The following is a 14,623-nucleotide window of genomic DNA, read 5'->3' as shown; positions in this document are numbered from 1 at the left end:
GTTACATGCACGCTCTTCAAGCCAAGATCCTCGACCCACGCCTGGGCAGTGAATTTCCGCTGCCGCAATACGCCACCCCTGGCTCCGCCGGCCTGGACCTGCGCGCCCTGCTCAAAGAGGACACCGTCCTGGAGCCGGGGCAGACCCTGCTGATTCCTACCGGCCTGTCGATCTACATCGGCGACCCGGGCCTGGCCGCGATGATCCTGCCGCGCTCGGGTCTGGGCCATAAGCATGGCATCGTGCTGGGCAACCTGGTCGGCCTGATCGACTCGGATTACCAGGGCGAGCTGATGGTGTCGTGCTGGAACCGTGGCAACACGCCATTCACCATCGCCGTTGGCGAGCGCATCGCTCAGCTGGTGCTGGTACCGGTAGTGCAAGCGCATTTTGAAGTCGTCGAGGCCTTCGATGAAAGCCAGCGCGGCACCGGCGGCTTCGGCCATTCCGGCAGCCACTGAGCCGACCGGCGACCGTTCAGGCCATGGATGGCGAACTCTCTGATGAAACCACCGTCCAAGCGTTCAGTTTGCGCCTGCCCAGAAAGCCTTTGACTAATGGAGCTTCCAGAGATGAACGACATGGCCCACCTGGTCCCCGCACTGCCCGACAGCATCTTCCGCGCCTATGACATCCGCGGCGTGGTCGGCAAGACCCTGCACGCCGAAACCGCCTACTGGATCGGCCGCGCCATTGGCGCGCAGACGCTCGCCCAAGGCGAGCCGCAGATTTCCGTCGGCCGCGACGGCCGCCTGTCCGGCCCGATGCTGGTCGAGCAACTGATCAAAGGCCTGGCCGATGCCGGTTGCCAGGTCAGCGACGTCGGTCTGGTGCCGACCCCGGCGCTGTATTTCGCTGCCAATGTCCTGGCCGGCAAGTCCGGCGTGATGCTCACCGGTAGCCACAACCCTTCGGATTACAACGGTTTCAAGATCGTGATCGCTGGCGATACCTTGGCCAACGAACAGATCCAGGCCCTGCTGACTCGCCTGAAAACCAACGACCTGACCCGTGGCGAAGGCAGTGTGGAAAAGGTCGAGATCCTCGAGCGCTACTTCCAGCAGATCGTCGCTGACGTGAAGCTGGCGAAAAAGCTCAAGGTGGTGGTGGACTGCGGCAACGGCGCTGCCGGCGTTATCGCGCCGCAGCTGATCGAAGCCTTGGGCTGCGAAGTCATCCCACTGTTCTGCGAGGTGGATGGCAACTTCCCCAACCACCACCCGGACCCGGGCAAGCCTGAAAACCTTGAAGACCTGATCGCCAAGGTCAAGCAAACCGGTGCCGATATCGGCCTGGCCTTCGACGGCGACGGTGACCGCGTCGGTGTGGTGACCAACACCGGCAGCATCGTTTACCCCGACCGCCTGCTGATGCTGTTCGCGCAGGACGTGCTGGCGCGTAACCCGGGGGCCGAGATCATCTTCGACGTCAAATGCACCCGCCGCCTGACACCGCTGATCGAACAACACGGCGGCCGCGCCTTGATGTGGAAGACTGGTCACTCGTTGATCAAGAAGAAGATGAAGCAGACAGGTTCGCTGCTGGCCGGCGAGATGAGCGGGCACATCTTCATCAAGGAGCGCTGGTACGGTTTCGACGACGGTATCTACAGCGCCGCACGCCTGCTGGAGATCCTCAGCAAGGCTGGCCAGGACGCCGAAAGCCTGTTTGCCGCATTCCCGAACGACATTTCCACGCCGGAAATCAATATTGATGTGACCGACGAGGGTAAATTCAGCATCATTGATGCACTGCAACGCGACGCCGACTGGGGCCAAGCCAGCCTGACCACCATCGACGGTGTGCGGGTCGACTATGCCCAGGGCTGGGGCCTGGTTCGCGCCTCCAACACCACGCCGGTGCTGGTGCTGCGCTTCGAGGCCGAAAGCGACGCCGAGTTGCAACGTATCAAGGATGTTTTCCGCGCCCAGTTGCTGCGGGTTGCCCCTGAGCTGCAACTGCCGTTCTGACCGACTATCTGTTCCTTACAGGAGCCCTGCATGACCCTCGATCGCGATGCCGCTTCCCATGTAGCCGAGGTTTTGTCCGAAGCACTGCCTTACATTCGCCGTTTTGTCGGCAAGACCCTGGTGATCAAGTACGGCGGCAACGCGATGGAGAGCGAGGAGCTCAAGACCGGGTTTGCCCGTGACATCGTGCTGATGAAGGCCGTGGGCATCAACCCGGTGGTCGTGCACGGTGGTGGCCCTCAGATCGGCGACCTGCTCAAGCGCCTGTCGATCGAAAGCCACTTCATCGACGGCATGCGTGTCACCGACGCGGCGACCATGGACGTGGTTGAAATGGTGCTGGGTGGCCAGGTCAACAAGGACATCGTCAACCTGATCAACCGCCACGGCGGCAGCGCCATCGGCCTGACCGGCAAGGACGCGGAGCTGATCCGCGCCAAGAAGCTCACCGTGAGCCGCCAGACGCCAGAGATGACCCAGCCGGAAATCATCGACATCGGCCACGTCGGCGAAGTGGTCAGCGTCAACACCGACCTGCTGAACATGCTGGTCAAAGGCGACTTCATCCCGGTGATCGCGCCAATCGGCGTGGGTGCCAACGGTGAGTCGTACAACATCAACGCCGACCTGGTGGCCGGCAAGGTGGCCGAAGCACTGAAAGCCGAGAAGCTGATGCTGCTGACCAACATCGCCGGCCTGATGGACAAGCAAGGCCAGGTCCTGACCGGCCTGACCACCGAGCAGGTGAACGAACTGATCGCCGACGGCACCATCTACGGCGGCATGCTGCCGAAGATCAAGTGCGCGCTGGAAGCAGTCCAGGGTGGCGTGAACAGCTCGCACATCATCGATGGCCGCGTGCCGAATGCGGTGCTGCTGGAGATCTTCACCGACAGCGGTGTGGGCACCTTGATCAGCAACCGCAAGCCACGCTGATCGCCTGCACTGGCCCTATCGCCGGCTTGCCGACGATAGGGCCGTAAAAGGCAACAGATAAAAAAGGCGACCCGAAGGTCGCCTTTTTCATTACCGAGCCGCAATCAGATCCCGTACTGCGCCCGATAGGCCTCGACCGCCGGCAGATGCTGCTTGAGCTGCGAATCATCGGCCAGAAACTCCAGCACCTGGGTCAGCGAAACGATGCTGACTACCGGGATACCGAAGTCACGCTCCACTTCCTGGATCGCCGACAGTTCGCCGTTGCCGCGCTCTTCGCGGTTGAGCGCGATCAGCACGCCAGCGGCCTTGGCCTGCTGGGCATTGATGATCTGCATGACCTCGCGGATGGCAGTGCCAGCGGTGATCACGTCATCGATGATCAGGACGTCACCGGCCAGTGGCGCGCCGACCAGGCTGCCGCCTTCGCCGTGATCCTTGGCTTCCTTGCGGTTGAAGCACCACGGCACGTCCAGCTGATGTTGCTCGGCCAGGGCCACGGCGGTGGCCGCAGCCAGCGGGATACCCTTGTAGGCCGGGCCGAACAGTACGTCGAACGGGATCTTGCTGTCGACGATGGCCGCCGCATAGCAACGCCCCAACTGAGCCAGGGCAGAACCTGTGTTGAACAGGCCGGCATTGAAGAAATACGGGCTGGTACGCCCCGATTTCAGGGTGAATTCACCGAAGCGCAGAACGCCGCGATCGATGGCAAAACGGATGAAGTCGCGCTGATACGGCTGCATGGAAAGTCCCGGACACCACGGATTTAGCTAAATGGGTTGAGCTCGGGTATCATACACGCACGAGATTTTTGGGGCCATTTATGCGGATCATCAGTGTGAACGTAAATGGCATTCAGGCTGCAGCCGAGCGTGGATTGCTCAGCTGGTTGCAAGCCCAGAATGCCGACGTCATCTGCCTTCAGGATACCCGCGCCTCGGCCTTTGAACTCGACGACCCAGCTTTCCAGCTCGATGGCTATTTCCTTTATGCCTGCGACGCGGAGGTACCCGCCCAAGGTGGCGTGGCACTGTATTCGCGCATGCAGCCCAAGGCAGTCATCACCGGCCTGGGCTTCGAGACAGCCGACCGCTACGGGCGTTATCTGCAAGCAGATTTCGACAAAGTCAGTATTGCCAGCCTGCTATTGCCTTCGGGCATGAACGGCGACGACGACTTGAACCAGAAGTTCAAGTTGATGGACGACTTCGCCAAGTACCTGGACAAGCAGCGGCGCAAGCGTCGTGAGTACATCTATTGCGGCTCGTTCTACGTGGCGCAGCAGAAGCTCGACATCAAGAACTGGCGTGACAGCCAGCAGTCGCCAGGCTTCCTGCCGCCTGAGCGTGCCTGGATGGATGCGATCACTGGCGACATGGGCTATGTGGATGCCCTGCGCGAAGTCAGCCGTGAAGGTGACCAGTACAGCTGGTGGCCGGACAACGAGCAGGCCGAGATGCTCAACCTGGGCTACCGGTTCGACTACCAGATCCTCACCCCGGGCCTGCGCCGCTTCGTGCGCAATGCCCGCCTGCCGCGTCAGCCGCGCTTCTCGCAGCATGCGCCGCTGATCGTCGACTATGACTGGACGTTGACCATCTGAGCACTGTTCAGATACGAAAAAGCCGACATTGAAGTCGGCTTTTTCATACCTGCAGGATCAATCAGTCGGCCAGAGCGACCTGCTGCAGTTCGAAGATCTCGTTCATGCCCTTCTGCGCCAGCGCCAGCATGGCGTTGAAGTCTTCGGGCTGGAACGGCGCACCCTCTGCAGTGCCCTGCACTTCGATGAAACCACCGGCACTGGTCATGACCACGTTCAGGTCGGTCTCGGCAGCGGAGTCTTCCAGATAGTCCAGGTCGAGTACGGCTTCGCCCTGGTACATGCCCACCGATACGGCGGCGATCATGTGCTTGAGCGGATTGCCGCCCTTCAGGCCACCCCGATTCTTGATCACTGCCAGGGCATCGACCAAGGCGACCATGGCGCCGGTGATCGACGCGGTGCGGGTGCCGCCATCGGCCTGGATCACATCGCAGTCGACGTACAGGGTGATGTCACCCAGCTTGCTCATGTCCAGCGCGGCGCGCAGCGAGCGGCCGATCAGGCGCTGGATTTCCAGGGTGCGACCACCCTGCTTGCCACGGCTGGCTTCGCGCTGGTTACGCTCACCGGTGGAGCGCGGCAGCATGCCGTACTCGGCGGTCAGCCAGCCTTGGCCCTGGCCTTTGAGGAAGCGCGGTACGCCGTTTTCAACGCTGACCGTGCAGATGACCTTGGTGTCACCGAACTCGACCAGTACCGACCCTTCGGCGTGCTTGGTGTAGTTGCGGGTGATGCGGATCGAGCGGAGCTGATCGGCGGCGCGACCACTTGGACGTTTCATCTGGGATACCTGTACTGGGACTTTGAATCTGCCCGGCATTATAAAGCCCGTAGCCCGGTGAGGACATGCTTATTGTCGGGCCGCGCACAGCCTGTCGCCTTTTCCCACCGGCCGATGAGGGCTCTGTAACATGGGCGGATTGGGCGCCAAGGGCGCACTGCGCTACAATCCTGCGCCTTGCAGCCGAAAGGCTTTCCCGTTCACATCATCTACGCGAGGTACTCCCCATGGTGCACAGCATGACCGCTTTTGCTCGTGTCGAGCGCGCAGGCAGCCAAGGCACCCTGGTCTGGGAACTGCGCTCGGTCAACCACCGCTACCTTGAACCTCACCTGCGCCTGCCCGACGCCCTGCGCGACCTGGAAGGCGCGGTGCGTGAGGGTCTGCGCCAAGGCCTGTCGCGCGGCAAGGTCGAATGCACCTTGCGCCTGCACGAAGACAGCAACGGCAAACCACTGAAGGTCGACCGCGAGCGTGCCGCACAACTGGTCGCCGCCGCCGAAGAAGTGGCCGGCCTGATCAAGCAGCCGGCGCCGCTCAACCCGCTGGAAGTGTTGTCCTGGCCGGGCGTGCTGGTGGCCGACGCCAGCGACCCGCAGGCGCTCAATGCCGAAGCCGTGGCACTGTTCGACGAGGCCCTGGCCGAATTGAAGGCCGGGCGCCTGCGCGAAGGCCAGGAGCTGGCACGCCTGATCAACGAGCGGCTGGACAGCATGGCCACCGAGGTCACCACCCTGCGTGCCCTGGTACCGCAGATGCTGGCCGCACAACGGCAGAAGATCATCGACCGCTTCGGCGACCTCAAGGCCGAGCTCGACCCGCAACGGCTTGAGCAGGAGATGGTGCTGCTGGCACAAAAGAGTGACGTTGCCGAAGAGCTGGACCGCCTCAGCACCCACGTCAATGAAGTACGCCGGGTGCTCAAGTCCGGTGGGGCCGCTGGCCGGCGCCTGGACTTCCTCATGCAGGAGCTCAACCGCGAGGCCAATACCCTGGGCTCCAAGGCCTTCGACCCGCGTAGCACGCAAGCGGCGGTCAACCTGAAGGTACTGATCGAACAGATGCGTGAACAAGTACAGAACATCGAGTAAGGCCACCCCTACCATGAACCACAGCAGCGGCACCCTATATATCGTCTCGGCCCCGTCAGGTGCCGGCAAGACCAGCCTGGTCAACGCCCTGATCAAGGACGACAAACGCGTCAGCGTTTCTGTCTCGCACACCACGCGCGGCAAACGCCCGGGCGAGGAGCACGGCATCAACTACCACTTCGTCAGCCATGACGAATTCAAGGCGCTGATCGACAAGAACGACTTCCTTGAACACGCCGAAGTGTTCGGCAACTTCTACGGCACATCGCGTAGCACGCTGCAGCAAGTGCTGGACCGGGGCGATGACCTGATTCTGGAAATCGACTGGCAAGGCGCCCGTCAGGTGCGCGAGCTGATGCCCGAAGCCCGTTCGATCTTCATCCTGCCACCCAACCTGGAGGCGCTGCGCCAGCGTCTGGACGGGCGTGGGCAGGACAGCGATGAGATCATTGCCGGCCGCATGAAAGAGGCCGTCAGCGAGATGCAGCACTACGACGAGTACGAGTACGTCATCATCAACGACGACTTCGATGTGGCGCTGGAGGAGTTGAAGGCCGTGTTCCGCTCGAACCGTTTGCTGTTGAGCAAGCAGCAGGATCGGCACGGGGCATTGCTCAAGCAGTTGATCGGCTGAAGATAGAGACAGTTGGGGCCGCTTTGCGGCCCTTTCGCGACACAAGGCCGCGCCTACCGCGGGGTGTTGGGGCGCAACGCGCCCCACCCAGCATTATTCCTGCAGCTGCAGAGTCGCCTGCTGTCGCAGGGTAGCCCCCAGGAAGTAAGCCGGCGCGCGCATCCGCGACAGCATCATCAGCACTATCCCCAGTGCCGAAATGATCGCCGCAATCACGAACACCAATCCTACGCCAGCCACATGCGAGCCACTGCCGAAATCCGGCGACGCGCTGTCGATGGCGGTGCGCACGAAGATCACCGACAGGATCACACCACCCAACAGGGGGCACAGGCCGCGCATGCAGAAGTGGCGCAGGCTGTCGAACAGGCTGTGGCGGAAATACCACACGCAGGCAAACGCGGTCAGCGAATAGTAGAAGCAGATCATCATGCCCAGGGCGGTGATGGTGTCCGCCAGCACGTTTTCGCTGAGGGTACGCATGGTCACGTAGAACAGGCCTGCGGCAACGCCGGCACAGATGGTTGCGTAACGTGGCGTCTGCGAACGCGGGCAAACCTTGGCAAAGCGCTCTGGCACCGCACCGTAGTAACCCATGGCGAGCAGCGTGCGCGCCGGAGAGACGAAGGTCGACTGCAGCGAAGCGGCGGTGCTGGCCAGCACGGCGATGGACATCAGGATCGCCAGCGGCCCCATGACTGGCCCGGCCAGGTGGGCAAAGACGTTCTCCTGGATACGCGGGTTGTTCAGTCCCAGCCCTTGCTCGCTGATCCCCGCGAATTGCAGGGTGGCGATGGCGGTGAGCAGGTACAGACCAAGAATCAGCAGCACGGTCCAGGTCGCCGCTTTGCCCGGCACCTCGTCGCTGCCGATCGATTCCTCACTGACGGTCAGGCACACGTCCCACCCCCAAAAGATGAAGATCGACAACGACAGGCCAGCGGCAAAGGCCGAGAACGACTCCACGCCGAAGGGGTTGAACCAGGCCAGGTCGAACTCCAGCGGCGCTGGCGCGGTGGTCTCACTGAAGGCGGCGAAGGCAAAGCCGATCAGCACCAGCAGTTGCAAGGCCACCAAACCATATTGCACGTTCATGGTGGTGGCCATGCCGCGACAACAGATCCACACCGCCATGGCGATGAACACGCAACAGGTGGTGATGTTGATCAGCAGGTTATCCGCCAAGGCAGCCAACGCCTGGTTACCGGTGATCTGAGCCAGGAACAGATAGAAAAAATCAACGGCCACCCCGGCCAGGTTGGACAACACGATGGTGGTGGCAACGACCAGCCCCCAGCCACCGATCCAGCCGATCATCGGGCCGAAGGCGCGGGCCGACCAGGTAAAGGAAGTACCGCTGTCCGGCTCCGCCGCGTTCAGCTCACGGTAGCCCAGGGCGACCAGCAGCATGGGCAGGAAGCCGACGATGAAGACGGCCGGAAGGTGCTCGCCGACCTCCCGCACGGTGGGGCCAAGGGCACCGGTCAGGGTATAGACCGGGGCGATAGTCGAAATGCCCAGCACCACGCTGGCCAACAGGCCAAGACGGCCTTTTGCCAAACCTTTGCTGCGCTGAGTGCTGCCTGAATCGGCCACATCGGGTGGGCGGCCAGCTTCTGTGTAATCGCTCATGAGTATTTGCCGTAACTATTGGAATTGTTGTCACAGGCCCTGCGAACAAGGCGCTTTCACTCATTGAAAGCTTGCGTATCGGTATCAGTCATCCAAGACCTTCGGGTAACGACCCTACCGTGCAGCATGGGCAATGCAGGCCTCGCGGAACGCCTGGAACAGGCGTGTGGAGACCGGGTTGTCGGCAAAACGCCATTCCGGGTGCCACTGCACGCCAAGCACAAAGCCAGGCGCGTCAGGCATCGACACCGCTTCGATCAGGCCATCCGGGGCCCTTGCCTCGACGCGCAGGCCTGGGGCCAGGCGGTCGATGCCCTGACTGTGCAGCGAGTTGACCTCGAACTGCGCAGCCAGGCCCAGGCGCTCGAATACCCCGCCAGGCGTAATGCCGACAGGATGACGAGGGCCGTATTGCACCTCCAGGGGTGCGTCCTCAGGTTCACGGTGGTCCAGGTAGCCCGGCAGCTCGTGCACGCGCTGGTGCAAGCTGCCGCCGAGGGCGACGTTCAATTCCTGGAAACCACGACAGATACAGAACACCGGCACGCCGGCGGCAATGGCCGCCTGCAACAGCGGCAAGGTCAGGCGGTCACGTGCAAGATCGTGCCGGGTACCTTCCGCGCTGGGGGCGCCATTGTAATGATGCGGCTCGACATTTGAAGGCGAGCCGGTAAAAAGAATGCCATCGAGCCGTGCCAGCAACGCCTGCGTGTCGCTGCCCCCGTCGCGGGCCGGCAGGATAAGCGGGAGCCCGGCAAAGCCGGCCGCCTCGACATACTTGTCGCCCACCGTGTGCGACGAGTTCTTCCCCACCTGCTGACGGCAGGCGCTGACACCGATCAAGGGGACCGCAAATGCGCTCATGGGCTTACACCGTGTGCAGGTACCAGTTGTACTCGAGGTCGGAGATCGATACTTCGAACTCGGCCAGCTCACTTTCCTTGCAGGCCACGAAGATATCGATGTAGTCCGGGCTTATGTATTGGTTGAGGACTTCACTGTCATCCAGCGCGCGCAAGGCGTCGCGCAGGTTGTTCGGCAGGCTTTGCTCCAGCTGTTCGTAAGAGTTGCCTTCAATCGGCGCGCCAGGCTCGACCTTGCTGGTCAAGCCATGGTGGATCCCCGCGAGAACTGCCGCGAGCATCAGGTAAGGGTTGGCGTCGGCGCCCGCTACACGGTGCTCGATGCGCACGTTTTCACTGCTGTCAGTCGGCACGCGAACCGCTACGGTACGGTTGTCCAACCCCCAGCTCGGCGCATTCGGCACGTAGAACTGGGCGCCAAAGCGACGGTACGAGTTGACGTTCGGGCACAGGAAGGCCATCGACGCCGGCATGGTCTCCAGCACGCCACCAATGGCATGGCGCAGAGCATCGCTTTGCAGTGGGTCTTCATGGGCAAAGATGTTCTTGCCGGTCTTCTTGTCGAGCAGCGAAATATGCACGTGCAGGCCATTGCCCGCCTGGCCTGGGTAAGGCTTGGCCATGAACGTGGTGTCCATTTCATGGTCGTAGGCGACGTTCTTGACCAGGCGCTTGAGCAGGATCGCGTAGTCGCACGCCTTCAGCGGATCGGCAACGTGGTGCAGGTTGACTTCGAACTGCGCGGGCGCGCTTTCCTTGACGATGGCATCGGCCGGCAGGCCCTGCTCCTTGGCCGCTTCCAGCATGTCCTGCAGGCAGTCGACATATTCGTCGAGGTCGTCGATGAGGTAGACCTGGGTCGACTGCGGACGCTTGCCCGAAGTGGGCGAGCGCGGCGGCTGCGGACGACCGTTGAGGTTGTCCTGGTCGATCAGGTAGAACTCCAGCTCGAACGCGGCGCAGATGTCCAGGCCCAGGTCATCGAACTTGCTCACCACCTGGCGCAGCACTTCGCGTGGGTCGGCGAAGAACGGCTCGCCCTCGAGCTCGTGCATGGTCATCAGCAACTGGGCAGTCGGGCGCTTCTGCCAGGGTTCGTTGCAGAGCGTGCCGGGGATCGGGTAGCAGATCCGGTCGGCATCGCCGATGTCCAGCCCAAGCCCGGTGCTTTCCACGGTCGAGCCATTGATATCCAGGGCGAACAGCGATGCCGGCAGGTTGATCCCCTTTTCGTACACCTTGTGCAGGCTGGCCCGCTCGATGCGCTTGCCACGTACCACGCCATTCATGTCGGAGATCAGCAGATCGACGTACTGAGTGTCCGGATGGGCCTGGAGGAAGTCTTTCATCTCGCTGGAAGAACTGGCGCACGGGGTGACCGACGTCATGGTGTACATCCTTTGATGTGCTGCGGCGATGTGGGGATACGGCTGGCGCCTCACGGGCGACGATGGTTGCAGCTGTTGTTTTTTTAACTTTCCCATCGTGGGGATTGGTTACCCGACCGGGCGCATTGATTCCCGGGGGCAGTTCCACTATAAAATGGCCTCAACGCAACAGACATTGGCATTTCGGCAAGTAGAGCGTGCACCAATGCAATATCAGATCACCCACGCCGACCTCTCCCTGGTCCTGGCCCTGGAGCGCGGGCGCTCACTGGCCAAGGCCGCCGAACTGCTCAAGGTCGATGTTTCGACCGTGTTCCGTTCGATTCGCCGGCTTGAGTCGGCACTGGGCACCGCACTGTTCGTCAAGAGCCGCAAGGGCTACCTGCCGACCGACACCGCCCAGGCCCTGGCCGAGCAGGCCGAACGGGCCGAGCAGGCGCTGGATGCTGCGCGCATCGCCATGACCAGTGGCGAGCAGGTGGTGAGCGGCACCGTTCGTCTGACATGCACTGAGGCGGTAATGCACAGCCTGCTGCTGCCGGCGCTGGCCGAGTTCATGCCCAATTACCCGGCTCTGTCGCTGGAGATGGGCACGTCCAACACCTTCGCCAACCTCAGCAGGCGCGATGCCGACATCGCTCTGCGCCTGACCAATACGCCGCCCGAGCACCTGGTCGGCCGTTGCCTGGGTTCGACGTCCTATGTGATCTGTGGCCAGCCGCAATGGCGCGAGCGCCTGGACGAGTCCCACAACAGCGTGCCATGGATAGCCCCGGACGACTCCATGCAGGACCACCCCACCGTGGTCTGGCGCAATCAGCAGTACCCCGGGCTGAGCCCGCGCTACCAGTGCAGCAGCATGTCGACCATTGCACAGCTGGTAAGCACGGGGCTGGGCGTTGCGGCGCTGCCCGACTACATGGTCCATGCACTGCCTGGGGTCGAGGCGCTGAGCGGACCGCTGGCCGGTTGCGACACCCAACTGTGGCTGCTGACCCGGCCCGATTGCCGGGCCTTGCGCTCGGTGCAGACATTGTTCGAAGAGCTGACCCCAAGGTTGCGCGGCGCGATGTTGTGAGATACAAGATGAAGGTGTCTGTCGCGGCCCTTTGGCGGTGGTTCGGCGCCCCGGCAAGCCCGCGTCCACAGGGTGAGGGATGCAGGCCTGATGGGGTATCCGGCAAAACAGCGCTTCCCTATTGGCTGGTGATTTTTTAAACTATCGAGTCCGCCTGCCCATATTGGGCTGCACGCCCATCGCATTTGCTACTGAGGAAGACCATGGCCCGCGTAACTGTTGAAGACTGCCTGGAACACGTGGATAACCGTTTTGAGCTGGTCATGCTCTCGACCAAGCGCGCCCGTCAGCTGGCTACCGGCGGCAAAGAGCCACGCGTAGCGTGGGAAAACGACAAGCCGACCGTCGTTGCCCTGCGTGAAATCGCAGAAGGCATCGTCACCAACGAATTCATTGCCGCTGAAGAGATCGTCACCGAGGATCCGGTCTTCGCCGCGTTCGAGGACGAGTCCAACGAGGCTGTCTGATCGATGCCTGGTCGACGTCGCGCGGCGCAAGGCCCTCTTCCTCGGCAAGAGGTGAAACCATGCCGGGCATAGAAGCCTTAGCCGAACGGCTGTCGACCTACCTGGGCCCCGAACAGGTCAACCTGGTTCGCCGGGCCTATTTCTACGCCGAACAGGCACACGATGGGCAGCGCCGCCGCAGCGGCGAGCCCTATGTGACCCATCCGCTGGCCGTGGCCAGCATCCTCGCCGACATGCACATGGACCATCAGAGCCTGATGGCGGCCATGCTGCACGACGTGATCGAAGACACCGGCATCGCCAAGGAAGCCCTCAGCCAGCAGTTTGGCGAAACGGTTGCCGAGCTGGTCGATGGGGTCAGCAAGCTGACCCAGATGAACTTCGAGACCAAGGCCGAAGCGCAGGCTGAAAACTTCCAGAAGATGGCCATGGCCATGGCCCGCGATATCCGCGTGATCCTGGTCAAGCTGGCCGACCGCCTGCACAACATGCGTACCCTGGAAGTGCTGTCTGGCGAAAAACGCCGACGCATCGCCAAGGAAACCCTGGAAATCTACGCGCCCATCGCCAACCGGCTGGGCATGCACACTGTGCGCGTAGAGTTCGAAGACCTCGGCTTCAAGGCCATGCACCCGATGCGCTCGTCGCTGATCTACCGGGCGGTCAAGAGCGCACGCGGCAACCGTAAAGAGATCGTCGCCAAGATCGAACACTCGCTGGCCAACTGCCTGGCCGCCGACGGTATTCAAGGCGAGGTCAGCGGCCGGCAGAAACACCTCTATGGTATCTACAAGAAGATGCGCGGCAAGCGCCGCGCCTTCACCGAGATCATGGACGTGTACGCCTTCCGCATCATCGTCGACAAGGTCGACACCTGCTACCGCGTGCTCGGCGCCGTACACAACCTGTACAAGCCGCTGCCCGGGCGCTTCAAGGACTACATTGCGATCCCCAAGGCCAACGGCTATCAGTCGTTGCACACCACGCTGTTCGGCATGCACGGCGTGCCCATCGAAATCCAGATCCGCACCCGCGAAATGGAAGAGATGGCCAACAATGGCATCGCCGCACACTGGCTGTACAAGTCCAACGACGACGAGCAGCCCAAAGGCAACCATGCGCGCGCTCGCCAGTGGGTCAAGGGCATCCTCGAACTGCAGCAGCGTGCCGGCAACTCGCTGGAATTCATCGAGAGCGTGAAGATCGACCTGTTCCCTGACGAGGTCTATGTCTTCACGCCCAAAGGCAGGATCATGGAGCTGCCCAAAGGCTCCACCGCCGTCGATTTCGCCTATGCGGTGCATACCGATGTGGGCAACAGCTGCATCGCCTGCCGCATCAACCGGCGCCTGGCGCCGCTGTCCGAGCCGCTGCAGAGCGGTTCGACGGTCGAGATCGTCAGCGCCCCGGGCGCGCGGCCCAACCCGGCCTGGCTCAACTTCGTGGTCACCGGCAAGGCCCGTACGCACATCCGCCACGCACTCAAGCAGCAGCGACGCTCCGAGTCGATCAACCTTGGCGAGCGCCTGCTGAACAAGGTGCTGACCGGTTTCGACAGCAGCCTCGAGCAAATCCCTCAGGAGCGTATCAACGCGATTCTCGCCGAGTACCGCCTGGAGCTGATCGAAGACCTGCTCGAAGACATTGGCCTGGGCAACCGCATGGCCTATGTGGTGGCCCGCCGCCTGCTGTCAGCCGAAGGCGAACAGCTCCCAGCACCGGAAGGCCCTCTGGCGATCCGCGGCACCGAAGGCCTGGTATTGAGCTATGCCAAGTGCTGCACGCCCATCCCGGGCGACCCGATCGTCGGCCACCTGTCGGCAGGCAAGGGCATGGTCGTGCACCTGGAGAACTGCCGCAATATCAGTGAAATCCGCCATAACCCGGAGAAGTGCGTACAGCTTTCCTGGGCCAAGGACATCACCGGCGAATTCAATGTCGAGTTGCGTGTCGAGCTGGAACACCAGCGCGGCCTGATTGCCCTGCTGGCCAGCAGCGTCAATGCCGCCGACGGCAACATCGAGAAGATCAGCATGGACGAACGCGACGGCCGCATCAGCGTTGTCCAACTGGTGGTCAGCGTGCACGACCGCGTGCACCTGGCTCGTGTGATCAAGAAGCTGCGTACGCTGACCGGCGTGGTCCGCATCACCCGCATGCGTGCGTAGTCCGCC

General features: G+C 62.3%; 13 protein-coding genes and 1 pseudogene. 9 read left to right on the top strand and 5 right to left on the bottom strand.

Annotation, left to right across the window (positions count from 1 at the left end; translation table 11 throughout):
* The first annotated feature begins 5 nt into the window (after window positions 1-5).
* The 3 genes and pseudogenes from dut (at window position 6) to argB (ending at window position 2,906) form a co-directional block, all read left to right on the top strand.
* Entirely contained in the window at window positions 6-461 is a 456-nt protein-coding gene (dut, locus tag JOE27_RS17335; protein ID WP_012312134.1) for a dUTP diphosphatase, read from the top strand.
* A 141-nt stretch (window positions 462-602) separates the two neighbouring features.
* Window positions 603-1,970, top strand: a pseudogene (locus JOE27_RS17330) (phosphomannomutase/phosphoglucomutase); the annotation flags it as partial.
* Between the two features lie 30 nt (window positions 1,971-2,000).
* A complete protein-coding gene (argB, locus tag JOE27_RS17325) occupies window positions 2,001-2,906 on the top strand; it encodes an acetylglutamate kinase (RefSeq protein WP_046786869.1) in 906 nt (301 codons plus the stop codon).
* A 104-nt stretch (window positions 2,907-3,010) separates the two neighbouring features.
* Here argB and pyrE read toward each other — a convergent pair whose 3' ends face one another.
* Complete coding sequence (pyrE, locus tag JOE27_RS17320; RefSeq protein ID WP_119688047.1) at window positions 3,011-3,652, bottom strand: orotate phosphoribosyltransferase; 642 nt, start codon at window positions 3,650-3,652, stop codon at window positions 3,011-3,013.
* A gap of 80 nt (window positions 3,653-3,732) precedes the next feature.
* Here pyrE and JOE27_RS17315 point away from each other — a divergent pair, with 80 nt between their 5' ends.
* Entirely contained in the window at window positions 3,733-4,512 is a 780-nt protein-coding gene (locus JOE27_RS17315; RefSeq protein ID WP_012312131.1) for an exodeoxyribonuclease III, read from the top strand.
* Window positions 4,513-4,573: 61 nt separating this feature from the next.
* On the opposite strand, the gene rph is transcribed toward JOE27_RS17315, so the two are convergent.
* Complete coding sequence (gene rph / locus JOE27_RS17310; protein ID WP_204919302.1) at window positions 4,574-5,296, bottom strand: ribonuclease PH; 723 nt, start codon at window positions 5,294-5,296, stop codon at window positions 4,574-4,576.
* Between the two features lie 227 nt (window positions 5,297-5,523).
* Here rph and JOE27_RS17305 point away from each other — a divergent pair, with 227 nt between their 5' ends.
* Together JOE27_RS17305 and gmk are read left to right on the top strand one after the other, a co-directional pair.
* Window positions 5,524-6,387: a YicC/YloC family endoribonuclease gene (locus JOE27_RS17305; RefSeq protein WP_039604571.1), complete on the top strand. Its 864-nt coding sequence runs from the start codon at window positions 5,524-5,526 to the stop codon at window positions 6,385-6,387.
* 13 nt (window positions 6,388-6,400) lie between these two features.
* The gene (gene gmk / locus JOE27_RS17300; protein WP_204919300.1) at window positions 6,401-7,021 is read left to right on the top strand and encodes a guanylate kinase; all 621 of its coding nucleotides are present in this window, start codon (window positions 6,401-6,403) and stop codon (window positions 7,019-7,021) included.
* 93 nt (window positions 7,022-7,114) lie between these two features.
* Here the strand turns inward: gmk and JOE27_RS17295 are convergent, their stop codons facing one another.
* The 3 genes from JOE27_RS17295 to JOE27_RS17285 all read right to left on the bottom strand — a co-directional run bounded on the left by JOE27_RS17295 (window position 7,115) and on the right by JOE27_RS17285 (window position 10,904).
* Entirely contained in the window at window positions 7,115-8,653 is a 1,539-nt protein-coding gene (locus tag JOE27_RS17295) for an APC family permease (protein WP_115273277.1), read from the bottom strand.
* 114 nt (window positions 8,654-8,767) lie between these two features.
* The gene (locus JOE27_RS17290; RefSeq protein WP_204919298.1) at window positions 8,768-9,517 is read right to left on the bottom strand and encodes a gamma-glutamyl-gamma-aminobutyrate hydrolase family protein; all 750 of its coding nucleotides are present in this window, start codon (window positions 9,515-9,517) and stop codon (window positions 8,768-8,770) included.
* 4 nt (window positions 9,518-9,521) lie between these two features.
* Complete coding sequence (locus tag JOE27_RS17285) at window positions 9,522-10,904, bottom strand: glutamine synthetase family protein (RefSeq protein WP_046786864.1); 1,383 nt, start codon at window positions 10,902-10,904, stop codon at window positions 9,522-9,524.
* 205 nt (window positions 10,905-11,109) lie between these two features.
* On the opposite strand from JOE27_RS17285, the gene JOE27_RS17280 reads away from it, so the two are divergent.
* The 3 genes from JOE27_RS17280 to spoT all read left to right on the top strand — a co-directional run bounded on the left by JOE27_RS17280 (window position 11,110) and on the right by spoT (window position 14,617).
* Window positions 11,110-11,982, top strand: coding sequence for a LysR family transcriptional regulator (locus JOE27_RS17280; RefSeq protein ID WP_046786863.1), 873 nt, complete (start codon window positions 11,110-11,112; stop codon window positions 11,980-11,982).
* A 203-nt stretch (window positions 11,983-12,185) separates the two neighbouring features.
* The gene (gene rpoZ / locus JOE27_RS17275; RefSeq protein ID WP_012312123.1) at window positions 12,186-12,449 is read left to right on the top strand and encodes a DNA-directed RNA polymerase subunit omega; all 264 of its coding nucleotides are present in this window, start codon (window positions 12,186-12,188) and stop codon (window positions 12,447-12,449) included.
* 59 nt (window positions 12,450-12,508) lie between these two features.
* A complete protein-coding gene (gene spoT / locus JOE27_RS17270; RefSeq protein ID WP_204919296.1) occupies window positions 12,509-14,617 on the top strand; it encodes a bifunctional GTP diphosphokinase/guanosine-3',5'-bis pyrophosphate 3'-pyrophosphohydrolase in 2,109 nt (702 codons plus the stop codon).
* Window positions 14,618-14,623 lie beyond the last annotated feature (6 nt).

The organism is Pseudomonas sp. M5, from assembly GCF_016907075.1.
In the GTDB taxonomy this organism is placed as follows: domain Bacteria; phylum Pseudomonadota; class Gammaproteobacteria; order Pseudomonadales; family Pseudomonadaceae; genus Aquipseudomonas; species Aquipseudomonas putida_E.
This window is presented reverse-complemented; position numbering and strand designations above follow the sequence as displayed.

Coding starts and splice junctions, on each gene's coding strand:
- dut (WP_012312134.1), top strand. CDS start 6: ATGCACGCTCTTCAAGCCAAGATCCTCGACCCACGCCTGGGCAGTGAA.
- argB (WP_046786869.1), top strand. CDS start 2,001: ATGACCCTCGATCGCGATGCCGCTTCCCATGTAGCCGAGGTTTTGTCC.
- pyrE (WP_119688047.1), bottom strand. CDS start 3,652: ATGCAGCCGTATCAGCGCGACTTCATCCGTTTTGCCATCGATCGCGGC.
- JOE27_RS17315 (WP_012312131.1), top strand. CDS start 3,733: ATGCGGATCATCAGTGTGAACGTAAATGGCATTCAGGCTGCAGCCGAG.
- rph (WP_204919302.1), bottom strand. CDS start 5,296: ATGAAACGTCCAAGTGGTCGCGCCGCCGATCAGCTCCGCTCGATCCGC.
- JOE27_RS17305 (WP_039604571.1), top strand. CDS start 5,524: ATGGTGCACAGCATGACCGCTTTTGCTCGTGTCGAGCGCGCAGGCAGC.
- gmk (WP_204919300.1), top strand. CDS start 6,401: ATGAACCACAGCAGCGGCACCCTATATATCGTCTCGGCCCCGTCAGGT.
- JOE27_RS17295 (WP_115273277.1), bottom strand. CDS start 8,653: ATGAGCGATTACACAGAAGCTGGCCGCCCACCCGATGTGGCCGATTCA.
- JOE27_RS17290 (WP_204919298.1), bottom strand. CDS start 9,517: ATGAGCGCATTTGCGGTCCCCTTGATCGGTGTCAGCGCCTGCCGTCAG.
- JOE27_RS17285 (WP_046786864.1), bottom strand. CDS start 10,904: ATGACGTCGGTCACCCCGTGCGCCAGTTCTTCCAGCGAGATGAAAGAC.
- JOE27_RS17280 (WP_046786863.1), top strand. CDS start 11,110: ATGCAATATCAGATCACCCACGCCGACCTCTCCCTGGTCCTGGCCCTG.
- rpoZ (WP_012312123.1), top strand. CDS start 12,186: ATGGCCCGCGTAACTGTTGAAGACTGCCTGGAACACGTGGATAACCGT.
- spoT (WP_204919296.1), top strand. CDS start 12,509: ATGCCGGGCATAGAAGCCTTAGCCGAACGGCTGTCGACCTACCTGGGC.